This window comes from Azospirillum brasilense, assembly GCF_005222205.1.
GTDB lineage: Bacteria > Pseudomonadota > Alphaproteobacteria > Azospirillales > Azospirillaceae > Azospirillum > Azospirillum brasilense_G.
Map to the genome: position 1 here is coordinate 86,620 of NZ_CP032348.1, position 16,403 is coordinate 103,022.

Consider the following 16,403-nt stretch of genomic DNA (forward strand, 5'->3'; position numbering starts at 1 on the left):
GGTCACTCCGGAGCGGGCAGGTCGGTGGCGGCGGCCTCAGAGGGCCGGGTCGCCCTTGCTGTTCATCGCCCGCGCGATCTGGGCGCTGGCCGCGGCCATGGCCTGCTGCGCCGCTTCGTTGGCCGCGGTGACGGCCTTCTGCTGCTGCTCGTTGGCCTGCTGCATCGCCTGACCGCCGGCGCCGGTCCCGCTGGCGGCCTGGAGCGCCTGCGACATCGCCTCGTTCGCCTGGGACATCGCGCCCTGTTCGTCGGCGTGGCCGCCGGGATGCGCGGTGAGGCCGGGGATCGCCTCTACGGCGTGGCCGGCGAGCTTGATGGCCTGTTCGACGGCGGCCAGGGCCTGTTCGGCGGCGGCGTTCACGCTCTTCACCGCGTGGTCGAGCAGCGCGCTGGCGATTTCGGCGGGGGTTTTGGTGCCCGCCTCGAACGGCGCCGTATCGGGAGCCGCCGCAGGCTCGGGCGCCGGTGGCGGTGCATTCACCGCGGGCGCCGCAGGCGGCGTCGGAGCCGGCGTATCCGGCGCCGCCGGAGGGGACGCCGCGTCAGGGTTCGGGCTGCTGGGAGGCTGGGAAACGCCCATCCTTCGATCTCCTTCGTCCGGTTCGGTTTTGCGGCGCGCCTGCCGCCGGGGGCGCCTGCGCCTGCGCCGGTTTCGGCGCCGGTGCCGCCGCCGCGGTCGGCGTGGGCGGCGCGGTGGACGGCGCAGTGGGCGGCACAGAAGGCGGTGCGCAGGGCGGTGCAGGAGGGGCCGCCCCGGTCACCGCCTGCCGAGGCAAGTCAGGCGGCGGCGGTGGTGACGGCCGTGGGGGTGGCGGGGGGATCGGGGCGAAAGCAGCGCAGCGAGATCACCCCCCCGGACCCCATCTGGATTTCTGCCTGGTTGCCCTTGCCGAAGATGGGGAACAGGCAGGACGCGCCGTCCTGGCCCATGATGCCGCGCTGCGGCGGCGTCGCCGACAGAAGCGCCTGCGCCCCGGCCAGATAGCCGGCCACCAGCACCCGCACCGCGTCGCCGGTCTCGTCCCGGAAGGCGGTGTCGCGGACGATCTGCAGCGCCCCGTCCGACAGGCGGGCGAAGCCGATCGGCCGGCCGCGCTTCTGCCAGTCGGAGACGGCCCGCGCCACCTCCGCCGGGGCGGCCAGCGGGGCGACCTGCGGGCATTCCAGAAAGCCGAAGAGCTGCGGCAGGATGGTGTCCAGCGCGCCGCCGGCCCGCTTCTTCCGGTCGTCCGGCGTCGCGGTCAGGGAGCCCAGCCGGTTCACGTAGATCAGATAGAACTGATAATAGTCGGCGAACTCCTGCACGGTGCGCGCCTGGTCCACCGCGAAGGCGGCCGCTTCCTTCTGAAGCTCGGGATTCGCCGTCCCCTGGCTTTCCTTGCGGTAGAGCAGTTCCTGCACCGCCTGCTGCTCGTCGAAGCCCATGAACTGGAAGACCGGAGCCCCGGAGACCCCCAGGCCCGAGAGGAAGGACGCGCTGGCGGCGAAATCGTCCTGGGTCAGAAGGTTGTGGTCGGCGAGGATGCGCTTGACCTGGGCCGACACCGTGGCGCTGGTGTCGCCGGATTCGGCATCGGCCAGCGTGCGCAGGCTGTCCACCCCCAGCGTCATCAGCTTCACCGGGCTGACCATCAGCTTCAGATTGGGCAGCAGGGCCAGCCGGGTGGCGTGAAGACCCTGCTGGACCTGCTCCACGAGCGTGCTCTCGTCCGGGAAATCATAGCGCGGACCGGCGTTGCTGATGGCCCAGTCGAGCCACTCCGACCCGCCATCGATGAAGGCGAGCGCAAGCCGCCCCAGGTCGGTGAGCCCGGCGCGGTTCTGGATCATCTTGTTGGCGACAGAGACGGTCATGGTGGGGACACCTGCGTAAGGGTCAGCTCGACGGGAAGCTATTCAGGACCGTGGAGGCCGCGGTACCGATGCTGGTGAAGTCGTTGGCGGCGCTCGTCATCATTCCCTGGGCCTGGGTCAGGGCGGTGACGTATTTCGGGTCGCCCGTCGCCAGAAGCTGCGCCATCGCCACGCCGATCGCCGTGGTGGCGATGGTCGAGACGTTGCGCAGCGTGTCCGTCGCGTCCTGCACGGCCATGGCCGTGGACTGGGCGACCGCCTGATAGGCTTTCCCCGCGCCGCTGGTGGTGACGACCTGCTGGCTCATGGTCGCCGTCTGCGTCTGGTTTATGACGTCAATGATCTGGGCATTGACCTTCGTGGGCTCCGACATGAAGGCTCCTCGCTCGTTGTGGCCTGGGAGGCCGGCCGCTGGGGGATGGGCGCGGGATCAATCACGATCCGCCGGTGACGGTGCTGTTCCCGGTTCCGCCGGTGACGGTGCCGTTCCCGGTTCCGCCACTGACGGTGCTGTTTCCGGTTCCACCGCTGACGGTGCTGTTCCCGGTTCCGCCACTGACGGTGCCGTTACCGGTTCCGCCACTGACGGTGCTGTTCCCGGCGCCGCCGGTGACCGTGGAGGGCAGCGTGGTGAGCGAGGTCGTCAGCAGCGGGGTCAGCGGCTGCAGGGGCGATGCGTTGCCTCCGGAGGTGGACGAGCCCGAGGGCGGCGGCGGGGGCGTGGTGGGGAAGGGCACGGACAGCATCTTGGCGCAGGCGGCGGTGACCGCGGCGGAGTTGACCATGCCGGCGTTCTGCTGGCGGTGCACGGCGTTGTGCATCGCCATGCCGAGCGTCTCGACCATCACGGCGTCGAGCATGGCGAACGACTGCGCGGGGGACTGTCCCGTCAGAAGCGTGACGATGTCCGACGTCGAGTCGATCACCTGGGTGTTCACGGTGCCTTCGTCGCTCATGATTTTGCGGTTCCCTTGGTGATGATCAGCGTAAGGACCTGGGCGAGCGCGGCCTCGGTGATGACCTGGGCGCGCTGCTGGTTGGCGACGGCGTTCTGCATGGCCAGGCCGAGGCTGTCGGCCATGGCGACGTAGGTCATGTCCATCGCCAGGGATGGGGTCAGGCCAAGCGGTATCGCCGTGTTCGCCGCGACCGATCCGGCAAGACTGGAGGAGCCTCCGTCCGGCATTCACGCACTCCTGCCTTCAGGCTCCTGCCACTGGCTTCTGCGGACACGGGCTTATGCGCGACCGGGCGCTTCAACCTGCGGCGGAGGCCGCCCCCGGTGTCCCGAGGGCGGCCCGCCGGCTCTCCTTAGGAGAGGCCCAGGATCTGGGTGGTGACGACGCCGGTCGAGGCCGTGTCGACGGAGTACAGGGTCGACAGGCCCTGCGTGGTCGCCGCCTGCATGGTCACGTAGGACTGCTGCTGGTTGTTCGTGGCGTTGTGGGCCGCGTTCGACAGCGCCTGGCTGGTGGCGACGAACAGGTTGCCCATCGCGACGGCCGGGGCGTCGCCCAGGACCTTGGTGTTGACCTGGGAGACCGAGTCCGTGATCTGGTTGTTCAGGGCGGTCGGGAAAGCCATCGTGTTTGCTCCTTACATCAGATGTTGCGTTGGTTCGAGGCCAAAGCGCCGGCGGCGGGTGGCGGACGGCGGCGGGTGCCGCGTCCGCCGTCCGATCAGCCGAGGAGCTTCGACGTGGCGGCGCCGGTGGTCGCGGTGTCGATGGAGTAGAGCATCGCGACGCCCGTCGTCGTGGCGGCCTGCGCCGTGACGTACATCTGCTGCTGCGCCAGGGTCGCGTTGTGGGCCGCGTTGGCCAGCGCCTGGGCGGTGGCCTGGTACAGGTTGCCCATGGCGATCGCCGGCGAGCTGCCAACGACCTGGACGTTGCTCTGGGCTACGGAATCGGTGATCTGGCTGTTGACTGCCGTCGGGAAAGCCATCTGACGTTATTCCTTGGCGAATGGTTCGGGATGGATAGCCGGCGGCCCGTTCCGGATGCCCGCGGGCGCCCGGTCCCGGCCGGTCGGCTCATCAGCTCCCCAGGATCGACTTGGTCGCGACGCCGGTGGAGGCGGTGTCGATCGAGTAGAGCGTCGCGACGCCCATGGTCGTGGCGGCCTGCATGGTCACGTAGGACTGCTGCTGGTTGTTGGTGGCGTTGTGGGCCGCGTTGGCCAGCGCCTGGGCCGTGGCCTGGAACAGGTTGCCCATGGCGATCGCCGGAGCGTCGCCCAGGACCTTGGTGTTGGCCTGGGTGACGGAATCGGTGATCTGGTCGTTCACGGCGGTCGGGAAAGCCATTTGTTCGTCCTCTTCGGTTGCCTGGCGCCCGCCCGCGGTCCCTCATGGAAGGCGGGGTGGCGCAGGTGGTTTGAAACATCGATGGCGGCGCGGGGCCGGCTTACGAGCCGAGGCCCTTGACGCCGGTGCTGAGGATGCTCTTCGTCGCGACGCCGGTGGAGGCGGTGTCGATCGAGTAGAGCGTGGCCACGCCCTGGGTGGTGGCGGCCTGCGCGGTCACGTAGGACTGCTGCTGGGCGTTGGTGGCGTTGTGGGCCGCGTTGGCCAGCGCCTGGGCCGTGGCCTGGAACAGGTTGCCCATGGCGATCGCCGGAGCGTCGCCCAGGACCTTGGTGTTGGCCTGGGTGACGGAATCGGTGATCTGGTCGTTCACGGCGGTCGGAAATGCCATTGTCTTTCCTCACTGGTGGGGCCGGTTTCAAAGGCGGCCGCTGGTGGCGTCGATCATTCACGCAGCCGCATGCGACCATGGGGTGCGCGAACAGCGGACGGTGCGACTGTAGCGAGGGGGGGTGCCGCGCGATTGGTCTATCCGGCGAAAGAATCCGGCAGACCGCGTGAGTTTTGTGCGCCTGGGTTGCGCTTTGGCGATTGATGCGGGGAAAGCGTGTGATGCTGGTGCGACCGATTCTTGCGCGGCGGGCGCAACGATGGACGCAAGGCCGTGCAGTTCCGCGTCCCACCGCCCGCGCCCCCGCGCGGAAAACCGGCACCATCCGGAGGAATCGACGGCGAGGGGAGGGGCGACGGGACCGCGAAGCGGCGTCGCTCCACGGATTGCGGGAGTGGCGAACGAATCCACGCCACTCTATTCTTGGTCTGGTCTTTGATGATACAGTCGAAAAGGAATGAAGTCTGGAAGGTGCCCAGCGTGCTCAAGAAAAGTGCAGTATCCGTACCCGTCAACACTGCCGCTGCAACAAATGAAGCCAAACGGGCGTCGCACAGCGCATTTGATAATGCGCAGGGGCAGCTGTTCGGCATCATCATGACCGCGTTCGGGATTTCCATACTGCATGCCGCCGGATTGATCACCGGGCAGGCGGCGGGGCTGTCCTTCGTCATCGCCTACGCCACGGGGCTGGATTTCGGGCCGGTGTTCTTCGTGGTGAACCTGCCCTTCTACGCGCTGGCGCTGGCGCGCATCGGCTGGCGCTTCACCGCAAAGTCGCTTCTGGCGGTCACCAGCATCTCGGTGCTGACCACGCTGGCGCCCCACGCGATCCGCTATGACGCGCTGCACCCCTACGTGGCGGCGGTCCTGGCGGGCTTCTGCATCGGCATCGGGGTCATCGGCCTGTTCCGCCACGGCTCCAGCGGCGGCGGGGTGGGCATTCTCGCCTTCTACATCCAGGAGAAGACGGGCTTCCGCGCCGGCTGGCTCCAGGCCATGTTCGACGTGGTGATCTTCTCCATGGCGGTCTTCGTGATCGACGGGAAGGCGGTGCTGGCCTCCATGCTGGGGGCGGCGGTGCTCAACGCCTTCGTCGCCTTCAACCACCGGACGGACTGGTACGTGGCCCGCTGACGGCCGCTGCCGGCCTACGGCGGATGGGGCGCAAGCGGCGGGAGCCGAGGGCTTCCCGCCTTCGTCCGCTTGCGCCCTGCCGGCCGGCGGACTAGCAGGGTGCGGAAAAACGAACATATTCCGGCCTTTTTCCTCCGCTGAGGCTGAGAATGCGGGTTTCAGCGGGCGATTTGGTCGGGACGGAGCGTTTTTCCTCGCTCCGAGGCTCCCAGAACCGCCGTTCAGGCGGATTGCGGGCGTGATTATGCCGCAGCCAGCAGCTTGGGCAGGCGGATCAGGTTGTAAGCGGTGGCGGTTAGGGTGAACATCCAACCGACACGGGCTGCTCCGCAATGGCGCGTCTTGCGCAAGCCGGCTCCCTTGATCCAGCCAAAGACCTCTTCGATCCGCTTGCGGACCCGCAGGCTGACGGCGTAGCCGGGATGGCGGGTGGTCCGGCCGTCGATCGCCGAGCGGCGGTTGCTGGTATTTCGGGCAACATGCGGAGCCACGCCCAAGTCGCGCATGTCCGCCACGAAATCCTTGGTGTCGTAGGCCTTGTCAGCGCCGACCGTGATGCGGTGGCGGCCGGGGATGGCCTCGATCATGGCCACCGCCGCCGCACGTTCGGCCAGGCCGCTGGCCGCGGTGAGCCGCACGTCCACCACCAGGGCGTGGCGGTTCTCCATCAGCGCGTGGCCCATGAAGGCCAGCTTCGCCGGCTGGCCGTTGCCCTTGCGGTAGAGCCGCGCCTCGGGATCGCTGGTCGAGGCATGCGTCTCGTTGGACCGCTTCTCGCCATGGAAGTCGCGCTCGCCGTTGCGCCCCGGCCCCGGCGGCTCGCCGCTGCCGTCTTTGGGCCGGAAGCTCTTCACCGACGCCCAGGCTTCGATCAGCGTGCCGTCCACCGAGAAATGCTCGTCCGACAGCAGCGCCTTGACCTTCGGCTGACCCAGCACGGTCGCCAGGAACTTGGCCGCCACATCGCCGGCCAGAAGACGCTCGCGGTTCTTGGTGAACACGGTGACGTCCCACACCGGGGCGTCCATGGACAGGCCGACGAACCAGCGGAACAGCAGGTTGTAATCGAGCTGCTCCATCAACTGGCGTTCCGAGCGCACCGAGTAGAAGGCCTGGAGCAGCAGCGCCCGCAGCAGCTTCTCCGGCGGGATCGAGGGGCGCCCGATCTTGGAGTACAGCCCCTCGAACGCCGGCGACATCACCTCCAGCGCCTCGTCCACGATGGCCCGGATCGCTCGCAGCGGGTGGTTGGCTGGAACCCGCGCCTCGCAGCTCACGTAGCTGAACAGACCCTCGCTGCGTTCGTCCGAACCCCGCATCGTCCCCTCGTCGGTCGCGTTCTTCTCAACCGAAAAGAATCACGACCAACCGCCCGTGCACAGCCCTTTTTCCGCACCCTGCTAGAGGGATCAGGTTTTCCTGGACGATGGGATTATTTCAGCACGATCCAAATCCCGGTGAAGACATAGTTGCCGGGGACCCCTGTCATGACGCCATCGGCGTCGATGGCCCCGCCGTTGTTGATCGAAGCGTCGCCTGGATCGTAGAAGCCGTTTGCTCCGCGTGTGAGCCAATGCATGCTGCCGGCCGTGGTCCGCACGCAAAGCAGTTGCACCTCGTCATTGGCCGGGGCGGCATAAGGGACGCCGGTGGTGGGGCAGCCAGGGGCGTTAACCGTGGCATCCGCGCTGCAACGCGCAACCTCCTGCGGACAGGCGGCGAGAAGCCTGGTGGCAATGCATTGGCAATTGGTTGATTGGGCCGCGGAATTCGCAATCACATTGACGGTGACCGTCCTCCCGAACATCCTGGCCACGTAGGCCAGCGCGGACGGCGAGTTTTGGAGGCCCGGGGAATCCTTGTAAACACCGGGTGACGGCAAGTTCAACTCAAGGTCGCCGGTTATCCTGTATATTTTCCTCGCCAAGCTGTCATTGCATTCATAGCCGTCGATGTCGACTTGGCAGTTCGATGGGCCTGTATCGGTCAGTCTGTGGCGAAGCTTGATGGGATAATTGAGGTCGGCCACCGCTGGGATGGCCCTGAGCGCGGCCGCCAAGGCAAAGGCGCCGCACGCGTTGCTTCCCAGGGGCTGCGCAACGTTGAAGGTGATGTTGGGCATGGCATTGGGCCTTTTTCCGGATTGCACCTGCTTCCCAGGACGGCGGCTTGCCCATTCCGTGAACCGGGCGGAGGTTTTTCGCGACCCACCGAGGCCGTGCCCGACCGAGGGAGTCTCGGAGCGCCTGTCGGATCGTGGTGCGCCTGTTCCAGGCCAGAAGTCTCAACGCCCGGTGGGCGCGCAGGACGGCGTGGCGGCGATGGTGCAGCGCGTGGAGGAACTGGCCTTCATCGTCTCCAACCTGTCTCCCGATGGCGACATCCTGCTCTAAGGCTGCAACGTGGCGGCCGGCCGGGGCGCCGACTTCCTCATCGCGCTGGCGGAGGCGACGGCCGCCAACGTCGCAGCCTCGCGGACGCCCAAGGGCGCGGGCCAGTGGTGTCGCGCTTGCCCCGACCATCGGTCGGCGCCCTGGGTCGGAGTGATCCGGACTCCACGTCGCCCAGGCTCGGGACCCGTCATGACATCCGGGCCGCCGCGGCCTGTTGCATTTCTCCGCGGGCTTGGTACCCTGTCCGGCATCGCCAGCCACGCTGGCCGTAAGCGTTCAACGTCAACCAACGCACTCAACGATCCTCGCCGATCGGAGTGCGTTCGCGTGTTCGAACGGACGGCCATCGGCGGGGACCAGTGTGGAGAACACCATGGGTCCCCAAACAAGGCCGGTGTCGGCGCGCGATCCGGCGCAGGGCCGCCTGATCGTCCTGACCGCCGTCCTGTTCGTCTCCTACCTCTGTGTCGCCCTGTCCCTTCCCGTGGTCCCGCTGTTCGTCGCCGGGGATCTCGGGATGAGCAATGTCTGGGCCGGGCTGGGCGTGGGAAGCGCCTTCCTCGCCACCATCCTCAGCCGCGGCTTCGCCGGCACCGTCTCCGACCGCCAAGGCGCCAAGCGCGCCGTCGGGCGGGGGCTGGCCTTCTATGTGGCCGGCGGGCTGGTCTCGATGGCCGCCGCGCCCCTTTCGGCCGCGCCGTGGGCGGCCTTTTCCGTGCTGGTGGCGGGCCGCCTGCTCATCGGGGTCGGCGAAAGCCTCGTCGGGGTCGGGGTGGTCGCCTGGGGGATCGGCATCGTCGGGCCGCAGCGCTCGGGCCGCGTGCTGGCGCTGATCGGGGCGGCGCTCTACGGCGCCTTCGCCGCGGGCGGGCCGCTGGGGCTGGGGCTGCTCGACCGCTTCGGCTTTTCCGGCGTCATGGCGGTCAGCGCGCTGCTGCCCGCCCTCGGGCTTCTGGCGATCCGGCGCATGGAGGGCATCCCGGCCCATCCCGACGCCGCGCGTCCGCCCTTCCGCAGCGTGCTGGGGCGGATCTGGCGGCAGGGCGCCGTCGTCAGCCTCCAGGGCATCGGCTTCGCCGCCATCGGCGCCTTCTTCTCGCTGCACTTCGTCCATGAGGGCTGGCCCCACGCCGGACTCGGCCTGACCGCCTTCGGTCTCGGCTTCGTGCTCGTCCGCTTCGCGCTGGGCCATCTGCCCGACCGCTTCGGCGGCCTGCGCGTGGCGATGGGCTCGCTGGCGGTCGAGGCGGTCGGGCAGGCGCTGCTGTGGAGTGCGGGCGACCCGGTTACCGCGCTGGCCGGCGCCTTCCTGACCGGGCTGGGCTGCTCGCTGGTCTTTCCCGCCATGGGGCGGGAGGTCGTCCATATCGTCGAGCCGCATCTCCGCGGCACCGCGCTCGGCGCCTTCGCGGCGTTCCAGGACGTCGCCTACGGCCTGACCGGGCCGCTGGCCGGGCTGCTCGCCGACCGGGTCGGCTACGGCGGCGTCTTCCTGATGGGAAGCGCCGCCGCCGTGCTGGGCTTCCTGACCACCGTCCAGCTCCTCCGCACCCGGCCGGTGGCGCGGACCAGCCCGACCTGAAGGGCGCTATTCCCCCGCCGCGGCCTTCAGGAGCGTGATGCTGATCCGCCGGTTCTGCGGGGCCAGCGGGTTGGCGGCGTCGAGATGGTCGAGGTCGGCGCGGCCCTCGACCCGGACGATCCGGCGGGCCGGCACGCCGGCGGCGATCAGCTCGCGGCGGGCGGCGTTGGCGCGGTCGCTGGACAGTTCCCAGTTGCCGTACTTCGCCCCATCCGCATAGCCCAGCGCGTCGGTGTGGCCGGTGATGCTGAGGCGGTTGGGCGACGACGCGACGGCACCGGCGACCAGCCGCATCAGGCGCCGCCCCTGCTCGTTCATCTGGGCGGAGCCGACGTTGTACATCGACACCTTGGCCTGATCGGTGAGCTGCACGCGCAGGCCGACGGACGTCTGCTCGATGACGACGCTGCCGGCGAGCGCCCCCAGCTCCGGCATCGTCTCCAGCGCCGTGCGCAGGTCGCGCTCGGCCTTCTCCAACCCCTGCTGTTCGCTCAGCGCCGCGGTCTGGCGGTCGAGCAGGGCCTCCAGCTCCGCCCGCGCGTCGCGGTCCGTCTGGCTCCGGCCGCCGGGCGGGTGGGGCATGGGGTCCTTGCGCCCGGCGGGCTCGCGGTCGCTCTCGCCCAGCGAGGCGACGACGGGCGGGGCGGCCACCGGCACGCTGTGCTCCCCCGGCGCGTTGGGGGTGGACAGCGCCCCCGTCTTGTCCACCGCCCGCCCGGCCAGCATGCCATCGGCGCCCGAATTGGACTGCGACAGGGCCACCGGGTTGAAATAGTCGGCGATGCCCTTGCGCTGCTCCACCGTGGTGATGTTCATCAGCCACATGATCAGGAAGAAGGTCATCATCGCCGTCACGAAGTCGGCGTAGGCCAGCTTCCAGGCGCTGTTGTGCTCCTCCTCCTCCTCGCCGTAGCGGCGCTTGATGATGATCGTCGGCTCGATGCGCTTGCGGGCCATGGCGGGGCCTCAGGCGGGCTGGCTCGCCTCGCGGGCCTTCGCCTGCGAGGAGAGGGTGGTGGCGACCTCGACCTCGGCGAGGCTCGGCTGCGTGTCGGCGAACAGCACCTTGCGGGCGAACTCCGCGCAGACCTGCGGGGGGCTGCCGCGCAGATAGGCGCCGAGCGCGGCGCGCACGCAGATGAACAGCGTCAGCTCCGCCTCGCGGCGATGGCGGGCGGCGGCGGCGATCGGACCGACCAGACCGTAGGACAGTAGCACGCCCAGGAAGGTGCCGGTCAGCGCCCCGCCGATCATGTGGCCCAGCACCTCCGGCGGCTCGCTGATCGCGCTCATGGCGTTGATGACGCCCAGCACGGCGGCGACGATGCCCAGCGCCGGCAGCGCGTCGGCCAGATTCTGCAGCGCCTTCGGCACCTGGTTCAACTCGCGCCCGATGGTCTCGATCTCCTCGTTCATCAGGGCCTCCAGGTCGTGCGGGTTGTCCTGGCCCAGCGCGATCAGGCGCATGTAGTCGCACAGGAAGGTGACGCAGCGCGGTTGGCGGAAGACCGAGGGGTACTGGGCGAAGATCGGGCTGTCGTCCGGCTTGTCGATGTCGCTCTCGATGTTCGACACGCCCTTGGACTTGGCCTGCCGCAGCAGGGCGTAGAGCAGGGAGATCAGGTCGAGATACTCGTCCTTGCTGGTGTGCCGGCCGCGGGCCACCGCGCCGATGGTGCGCACGGTGGCGCGCAGCACCGCCATGGAGTTGGCGATGACGTAGCCGCCGATGCCGGCGCCGACGATGATGACGATCTCAACGGGCTGCCACAGCACGCCCATCCGCCCGCCCATGGCGGCGAAGCCGCCGAGCACGCTCAGGAAGACCGCGACGATTCCGAACAGCAAACGCATGATGTGTGTCCTCCGGCTCGGCCGAAAAGAGGGATCGGGCTCAGGGAGCCGTCGTGTGGGGCGGGGCTGTCAGGGCGCTTTCCACCGGCGCAGCACGCCGGCCAGCGCGTCGGCGGCGGCGAGCTGGCCGCCGACCGTGGCGCTGGACAGCGGCTTGCCCGGCGGGTCGGGCGGGACGGCCAGGGCGTCGAGCAGGCCGGCCCAGCGGGTCCCGGCCAGCGCCTTGCCGTGGCGCTCCGCGGCGGCGGCGACCGCCGCGTCGTCGCCCGCCCGGAAGGCGGCCAGCGCGTGGAAGGCGATATCGTCCGGCAGGGGCGCGCCGGGTCCGCTGGCCGGTCCGTCCAACAGCTCGGCGTAGGCGGCGCGGGCCGCCGGCCATTCGCCGGCCCGGAACAGGCTGTCCGCCCGGATGCGCGCCGCTTCGGGACCGGTCAGGCCGCGCAGCGCGTCGAAGGCGCGCATCGCCTCGCCCTCGGCGGCGAAGGCCTCGGCGCGCAGCAGAGCGCGGCGCTCGGCAGCCCGGGCATCCGGAGCGGGACCGGCGGTGTGGTCCAGCACGGCCAGCGCCTCCGTCCCGCGCCCGGCGTCGAGCAGCACGCGGGCCAGATCCAGCCCGACCGCCGCGCGCTCGGCGCCACGGGCGGTCTCGGCGACGGTGTGGAGCAGGCGCGCGGCCTCCAGCGTGAAGCCGCCGCGGGCCAGCAGCCGGGCGAGCCGGCGCTGCTGCGTTCCGGCGTCGTCGTCGGTCAGCGCCACCGTGCGGCCGTAGCGCACCTGGAGGGACAACGCGTCGAGCGCGCTGCCCGGGGTCGTCTCCAGATGGCCGATCACCGCGTCGAGGAGCCCGCGCCCGGTGGTCAGCGCCGCGCGACCGCGCGCCGTCGCGCCGAAGCGGCGGCCCAGCAGGCCGAAGATGTCGAGCGCCGCGTCGATCCGCCCGGCGCGGGTGTAGGCGGCGCCCAGCGCGGCCAGCGCGTCCGTCTCGACATCGCCGCCGCGCCAGGCGTAGCGCAGGCTTTCCAGCTCCGCGATGGCGCCGGGATCGTCCAGAGAACCGCTGGCCAGCCGCAGCTCGATGGAGCGGACCTGGGCGCGGTGGCCGTAGAGGTTGGGCAGGGCGGCGGCGCGCTTGTAATGGGTCAGCGCTTCGGCCGTCTCATTGTGCAGCTCCGCCAGACGCCCGCGGAAGAAGTCGAGCCGCCCGTCGGTGGAGCCGATGCCGTCCAGCGTGATCATCTCCAGGACGATCAGGTTCAGCGACGGGCCATCCGCCGCCTCGCCCGCCGATTCGGCGAGCAGGGTCAGCAGGCGGCCGCGCAGCTCGGCGGGGTAGGACAGCAGCCGCTTCAGCGCGATGGGCAGGCTCGATTTCGCCGCGGCCCAGCGGCTGGGGGCTAGGGTGGCGCTGCGCCAGACGTGATGATCGGCGGCGGCGGGGGTGGGCTGGGCGCGGACGAACTGGCTGTCGTCGGGATCGGCGGTGCCGTCCAGCGCGCGGAAGGCGTCGCGCAGCAGGCGCAGCTCGTAGCGCTGGTCCGGCCCGGGCGTCAGGCTCTCCGCGGCGTCCAGGGCGGCGCGGCCCTCCTCCGACAGGGCGCGGGCCAGCGTGAAGCGGGCCATGGCGAGCAGCGCGTCCACCCGCGCGCGGCCCTGGCTCTCGGCGATGCGCTGCTCCAGATGCTGCTTGCGCGCGGGGTAGTCGTCGCCGGCCCAGGCGTCCAGGTCGAAGGCGCGGATCGGCGGGTCGGCCGGTACGGCGGGGGATGGAACCGGCGGCACGGCTGATGGCGGCACGGCGGCCACCGTCTTGGCCGGTTCCAGCTTTGGTGGCGGGGCGGGGGGCGAAGCGGGAGGCGCGGCTTTGGCGACCGGCTGCGCCTGCACGACCGGCTGGGCCTGGGCGCTGGCGACCGGGCTCAGCCGCTCGGCGAGGCTGACGGGCGCCGCTTGGGCGGGCGCCGGTTCGTGAGCCGGCGGTGGCGCGATCACCGGAAACACCGACGCGCCGGGCGCCTCGGCCAGCAAGGGGGCGTCGGCGGGCGCCGGGACCGGGGCGCCGGGCTTGCGCGCCGGGCGGGGCGGGTCGGCCACGTCGATGAAGGTGATCCGCCGCTCCCGGCGAACGGAGACGCGGGCGCCGCAGGGCCACTCCATCGTCAGGCTGCGCCCGTCCTCCGCCGCCTGGAAGCCGGTCAGCCGCCGCGAATAGGTGCCGTTCAGCGCCGCCAGAGGCCAGGGGACCGGTTGCGAAAAGGCGATGCGCCCGCCGCAGCTTCCCACATCGACCGCCGGGGCGCCCTGCGCGTTGACCAGCGCCAGACGCGAGAAGTCGGCGTGGTCGCCCGTCTGCACGGTGATGGGGGCCGGGTCCGCGGCGTGTGCGGACGGCGTGGTCAGGGCGGTGGTGACCGACAGCAGGGCCAGGGAGATGGACAGGGTCCGGCAGGGATGCATCGCGACTGCCCCAAATTTTATCTAAATCGGAATCAAATCCCCCAAGACACCGGTCAGTTCCCGTCGCAGCGCCTCAGGTTGAAACCCGGCTTTAAACTGCATCACCTAGGTTAAGGCGGCGTTCAAACCGAAGGTGTCCGGCGATGGAGAATCCCCTTTACATTGGATTGTCGCGGCAAGTGGCGTTGCGTCGGCAGCTCGATGTCGTGGCGAACAACATCGCCAACATGAACACTGCGGGATTCCGCGGTGAACGCATGCTGTTCGAAGCGGCGATGGAGCGTGGCGGCATGAAGCCGTCCGACAAGATCGCCTTCACCATCGACCGCGCCACCTACACCGACTTCACCGCCGGCAGCCTGAAGCCGACCGACAACCCCTACGACGTGGCGCTGGACGGCGACGGCTGGCTCCAGGTGCAGACGCCGGACGGCCCGCGCTACACCCGCGACGGGCGGATGCGGCGCGACGTGGACGGGCAGCTCGTGAACGCCGGCGGCTTCCCCTATCTGGACGACAACCAGCAGCCCATCGTCATTCCGGCCGACCGCAGCCGGATGGAGATCGGCACCGACGGGCTGGTCTCCGCCGACAACGAGATGATCGCCCGGCTGCGCGTCGTCCGCTTCGAAAGCCCGCAGGCGCTCGCCCAGACCGGCGACGTGCTGTTCGACGCCGTGGACGCCCAGCCGCTGCCGGCCCCCGACACCCGGATCATCCAGGGCAAGGTCGAGCAATCCAACGTCCAGTCCATCGCCGAGATGTCGCGGATGATGGAGCTGACGCGCGACTACCAGTCGGTCACCCGCATGATGGACGACGGGCAGGACCTGCTGCGCTCCGCCATCAACCGCCTCGGCAAATCCGCTTAAAATCAGGAGATTGCGTCCATGCGCGTGCTCAGCATCGCTTCGACCGGCATGATGGCCCAGCAGTTGAACGTCGAGGTCATCTCCAACAACATCGCCAACATCAACACCACCGCCTTCAAGCGCGGGCGCGCCGAGTTCCAGGACCTGATGTACCAGTCGGAACGGCGCCAGGGCAGCCAGTCCACCGACGCCGGAACCATCATTCCGACCGGTATCGAGGTCGGCCTCGGCGTGCGTCCGGGGGCGGTCAACCGCATCAACACGACCGGCAACCTGACCTCCACCGGGAACGAGCTGGACCTCGCCATCGAGGGGCGCGGCTACTTCAACATCCGCATGCCGGCGGGCGAGACCGCCTACACCCGCGCCGGCGGCTTCAAGCTGTCGCCGGAGGGCACCATCGTGACCAGCGACGGCCACCCGGTGCTGCCGGAGGTCACCGTGCCGCAGGGCACGCGGGAAATCGCCGTGAACAGCTCCGGCGAGGTGCAGGCCTTCGTCGACGGGCAGACCCGCCCGCGCGTGCTGGGCCAGCTCGTGATGACCGTGTTCGTCAATGAATCCGGGCTGGAGGCGATGGGCGACAACCTCTACCGCGCCACCCCCGCCTCGGGCGAGCCGCAGGACGGCACCGGCGGGCAGGCGGGCTTCGGCACCATCCGGCAGAAGTATCTGGAATCCTCCAACGTCAACGTCGTCCAGGAGATCACCGAACTCATCTCCGCCCAGCGCGCCTACGAGATGAACGCGAAGGTGGTCGAGGCCGGCGACCAGATGGCCTCCACCCTCTCCAACATGCGGTGACCGCCATGCGGCGTTCCGTTCGTCATCTGGCCGGACTCGCGGTCGCCCTGCACCTGTTCGGCGCGCCCGCCCAGGCGGCCTATCTGTCCGACGGCGAAGGGGCCGTGGAGGCGCTGCTGGCGCAGGAGCTGGCCGCCTCGCTCGGAGCGGCGGTGCCGCCGGACGCGCGGGTGTCGGTGGTGCTGACCGTGCCCTTCTCCGGCCCGGTGGAGGCGGTGCGCGACCTGTCCTACGACCCGCGCGGCGGGCTGGTCCGCGCGCTGGTCAGCAGCAGCGGGCGCGTCGTCGAGGTGAAGGCCAAGGCCGAGATCATGGTCGAGGTGCCGGTGCCGACGCGCCGCATCCTGCCCGGCGAGGTGATCGCCGACAGCGACCTGACCACCATCCCGATGCCGCTGGAGCGGCTGAACGGCGCCGTCGTCACCTCGCGCGACAGCTTGGCCGGGCTGGCCAGCCGCCGCCAGTTGTCCGCCGGGCGGCTGATCCAGACCTCGGCGGTCGGCGCTCCTCTGGTGGTCCAGCGCAACAAGCCGGTCAGCCTCGTCTACGAGGACGGACCGCTGCAGCTGATGGCGCGCGGCCGCGCCCTGCAGGACGGCGGGGTGGGGGAGTTGGTGCGGGTGATGAACGTCGCCAGCAACATCGTCGTCACCGGCACCATCACCGGGCCGCAGACCGTCACCGTCAACGGGCCGCCGGACGCCATGCCGGCCAACGCGGCTCCCGCGAAATTCTGAGTCCAGTCACCCGAGT

General features: G+C 70.0%; 19 protein-coding genes. 5 read left to right on the top strand and 14 right to left on the bottom strand.

The window, feature by feature from the left end:
• Window positions 1-36 precede the first annotated feature (36 nt).
• The 9 genes from D3869_RS26260 to D3869_RS26300 all read right to left on the bottom strand — a co-directional run bounded on the left by D3869_RS26260 (window position 37) and on the right by D3869_RS26300 (window position 4,554).
• On the bottom strand, window positions 37-582 hold the full coding sequence (locus D3869_RS26260; RefSeq protein ID WP_247896042.1) for a hypothetical protein: 546 nt from the start codon (window positions 580-582) through the stop codon (window positions 37-39).
• Between the two features lie 197 nt (window positions 583-779).
• A complete protein-coding gene (locus tag D3869_RS26265) occupies window positions 780-1,856 on the bottom strand; it encodes a hypothetical protein (RefSeq protein ID WP_137142713.1) in 1,077 nt (358 codons plus the stop codon).
• Window positions 1,857-1,878: 22 nt separating this feature from the next.
• Window positions 1,879-2,229: a hypothetical protein gene (locus tag D3869_RS26270; protein WP_014200165.1), complete on the bottom strand. Its 351-nt coding sequence runs from the start codon at window positions 2,227-2,229 to the stop codon at window positions 1,879-1,881.
• Window positions 2,230-2,290: 61 nt separating this feature from the next.
• Complete coding sequence (locus D3869_RS26275) at window positions 2,291-2,812, bottom strand: RebB family R body protein (RefSeq protein WP_137142714.1); 522 nt, start codon at window positions 2,810-2,812, stop codon at window positions 2,291-2,293.
• The gene (locus D3869_RS26280; protein ID WP_014200163.1) at window positions 2,809-3,042 is read right to left on the bottom strand and encodes a RebB family R body protein; all 234 of its coding nucleotides are present in this window, start codon (window positions 3,040-3,042) and stop codon (window positions 2,809-2,811) included. Before D3869_RS26280 ends, D3869_RS26275 begins: the two co-directional genes overlap by 4 nt.
• Before the next feature lie 125 nt (window positions 3,043-3,167).
• On the bottom strand, window positions 3,168-3,440 hold the full coding sequence (locus tag D3869_RS26285; RefSeq protein ID WP_137142715.1) for a RebB family R body protein: 273 nt from the start codon (window positions 3,438-3,440) through the stop codon (window positions 3,168-3,170).
• A gap of 95 nt (window positions 3,441-3,535) precedes the next feature.
• On the bottom strand, window positions 3,536-3,802 hold the full coding sequence (locus tag D3869_RS26290; RefSeq protein WP_014200161.1) for a RebB family R body protein: 267 nt from the start codon (window positions 3,800-3,802) through the stop codon (window positions 3,536-3,538).
• Between the two features lie 91 nt (window positions 3,803-3,893).
• Entirely contained in the window at window positions 3,894-4,163 is a 270-nt protein-coding gene (locus D3869_RS26295) for a RebB family R body protein (RefSeq protein WP_014200160.1), read from the bottom strand.
• A gap of 100 nt (window positions 4,164-4,263) precedes the next feature.
• Complete coding sequence (locus D3869_RS26300) at window positions 4,264-4,554, bottom strand: RebB family R body protein (protein WP_014200159.1); 291 nt, start codon at window positions 4,552-4,554, stop codon at window positions 4,264-4,266.
• A gap of 438 nt (window positions 4,555-4,992) precedes the next feature.
• Here D3869_RS26300 and D3869_RS26305 point away from each other — a divergent pair, with 438 nt between their 5' ends.
• Window positions 4,993-5,691: a YitT family protein gene (locus D3869_RS26305; RefSeq protein ID WP_282190194.1), complete on the top strand. Its 699-nt coding sequence runs from the start codon at window positions 4,993-4,995 to the stop codon at window positions 5,689-5,691.
• Window positions 5,692-5,933: 242 nt separating this feature from the next.
• Here D3869_RS26305 and D3869_RS26310 read toward each other — a convergent pair whose 3' ends face one another.
• Both D3869_RS26310 and D3869_RS26315 read right to left on the bottom strand, forming a co-directional pair.
• Window positions 5,934-7,010 (bottom strand): IS5 family transposase, encoded by a 1,077-nt coding sequence (locus D3869_RS26310; protein WP_137141134.1) that lies wholly within the window; start codon window positions 7,008-7,010, stop codon window positions 5,934-5,936.
• 113 nt (window positions 7,011-7,123) lie between these two features.
• Window positions 7,124-7,813 carry a hypothetical protein gene (locus tag D3869_RS26315; RefSeq protein ID WP_137142717.1) on the bottom strand — a complete coding sequence of 230 codons (690 nt, stop codon included), beginning with the start codon at window positions 7,811-7,813 and terminating at the stop codon, window positions 7,124-7,126.
• Window positions 7,814-8,457: 644 nt separating this feature from the next.
• Here D3869_RS26315 and D3869_RS26320 point away from each other — a divergent pair.
• The gene (locus D3869_RS26320) at window positions 8,458-9,666 is read left to right on the top strand and encodes an arabinose transporter (protein ID WP_137142718.1); all 1,209 of its coding nucleotides are present in this window, start codon (window positions 8,458-8,460) and stop codon (window positions 9,664-9,666) included.
• Between the two features lie 6 nt (window positions 9,667-9,672).
• Here D3869_RS26320 and D3869_RS26325 read toward each other — a convergent pair whose 3' ends face one another.
• From D3869_RS26325 to D3869_RS26335, 3 genes are all read right to left on the bottom strand, one after another.
• Complete coding sequence (locus D3869_RS26325) at window positions 9,673-10,623, bottom strand: flagellar motor protein MotB (RefSeq protein ID WP_137142719.1); 951 nt, start codon at window positions 10,621-10,623, stop codon at window positions 9,673-9,675.
• 9 nt (window positions 10,624-10,632) lie between these two features.
• On the bottom strand, window positions 10,633-11,520 hold the full coding sequence (motA, locus tag D3869_RS26330; RefSeq protein ID WP_109070357.1) for a flagellar motor stator protein MotA: 888 nt from the start codon (window positions 11,518-11,520) through the stop codon (window positions 10,633-10,635).
• Window positions 11,521-11,589: 69 nt separating this feature from the next.
• The gene (locus tag D3869_RS26335) at window positions 11,590-13,974 is read right to left on the bottom strand and encodes a hypothetical protein (RefSeq protein ID WP_247896043.1); all 2,385 of its coding nucleotides are present in this window, start codon (window positions 13,972-13,974) and stop codon (window positions 11,590-11,592) included.
• Window positions 13,975-14,117: 143 nt separating this feature from the next.
• Here D3869_RS26335 and flgF point away from each other — a divergent pair, with 143 nt between their 5' ends.
• Genes flgF through flgA form a run of 3 tightly spaced genes read left to right on the top strand, consistent with a single transcriptional unit; the run spans window position 14,118 to window position 16,387 of the window.
• A complete protein-coding gene (flgF, locus tag D3869_RS26340) occupies window positions 14,118-14,846 on the top strand; it encodes a flagellar basal-body rod protein FlgF (RefSeq protein ID WP_014200151.1) in 729 nt (242 codons plus the stop codon).
• 18 nt (window positions 14,847-14,864) lie between these two features.
• Window positions 14,865-15,650: a flagellar basal-body rod protein FlgG gene (gene flgG / locus D3869_RS26345; RefSeq protein WP_137142720.1), complete on the top strand. Its 786-nt coding sequence runs from the start codon at window positions 14,865-14,867 to the stop codon at window positions 15,648-15,650.
• Window positions 15,651-15,655: 5 nt separating this feature from the next.
• On the top strand, window positions 15,656-16,387 hold the full coding sequence (flgA, locus tag D3869_RS26350) for a flagellar basal body P-ring formation chaperone FlgA (protein WP_247896044.1): 732 nt from the start codon (window positions 15,656-15,658) through the stop codon (window positions 16,385-16,387).
• Window positions 16,388-16,403: the final 16 nt, after the last annotated feature.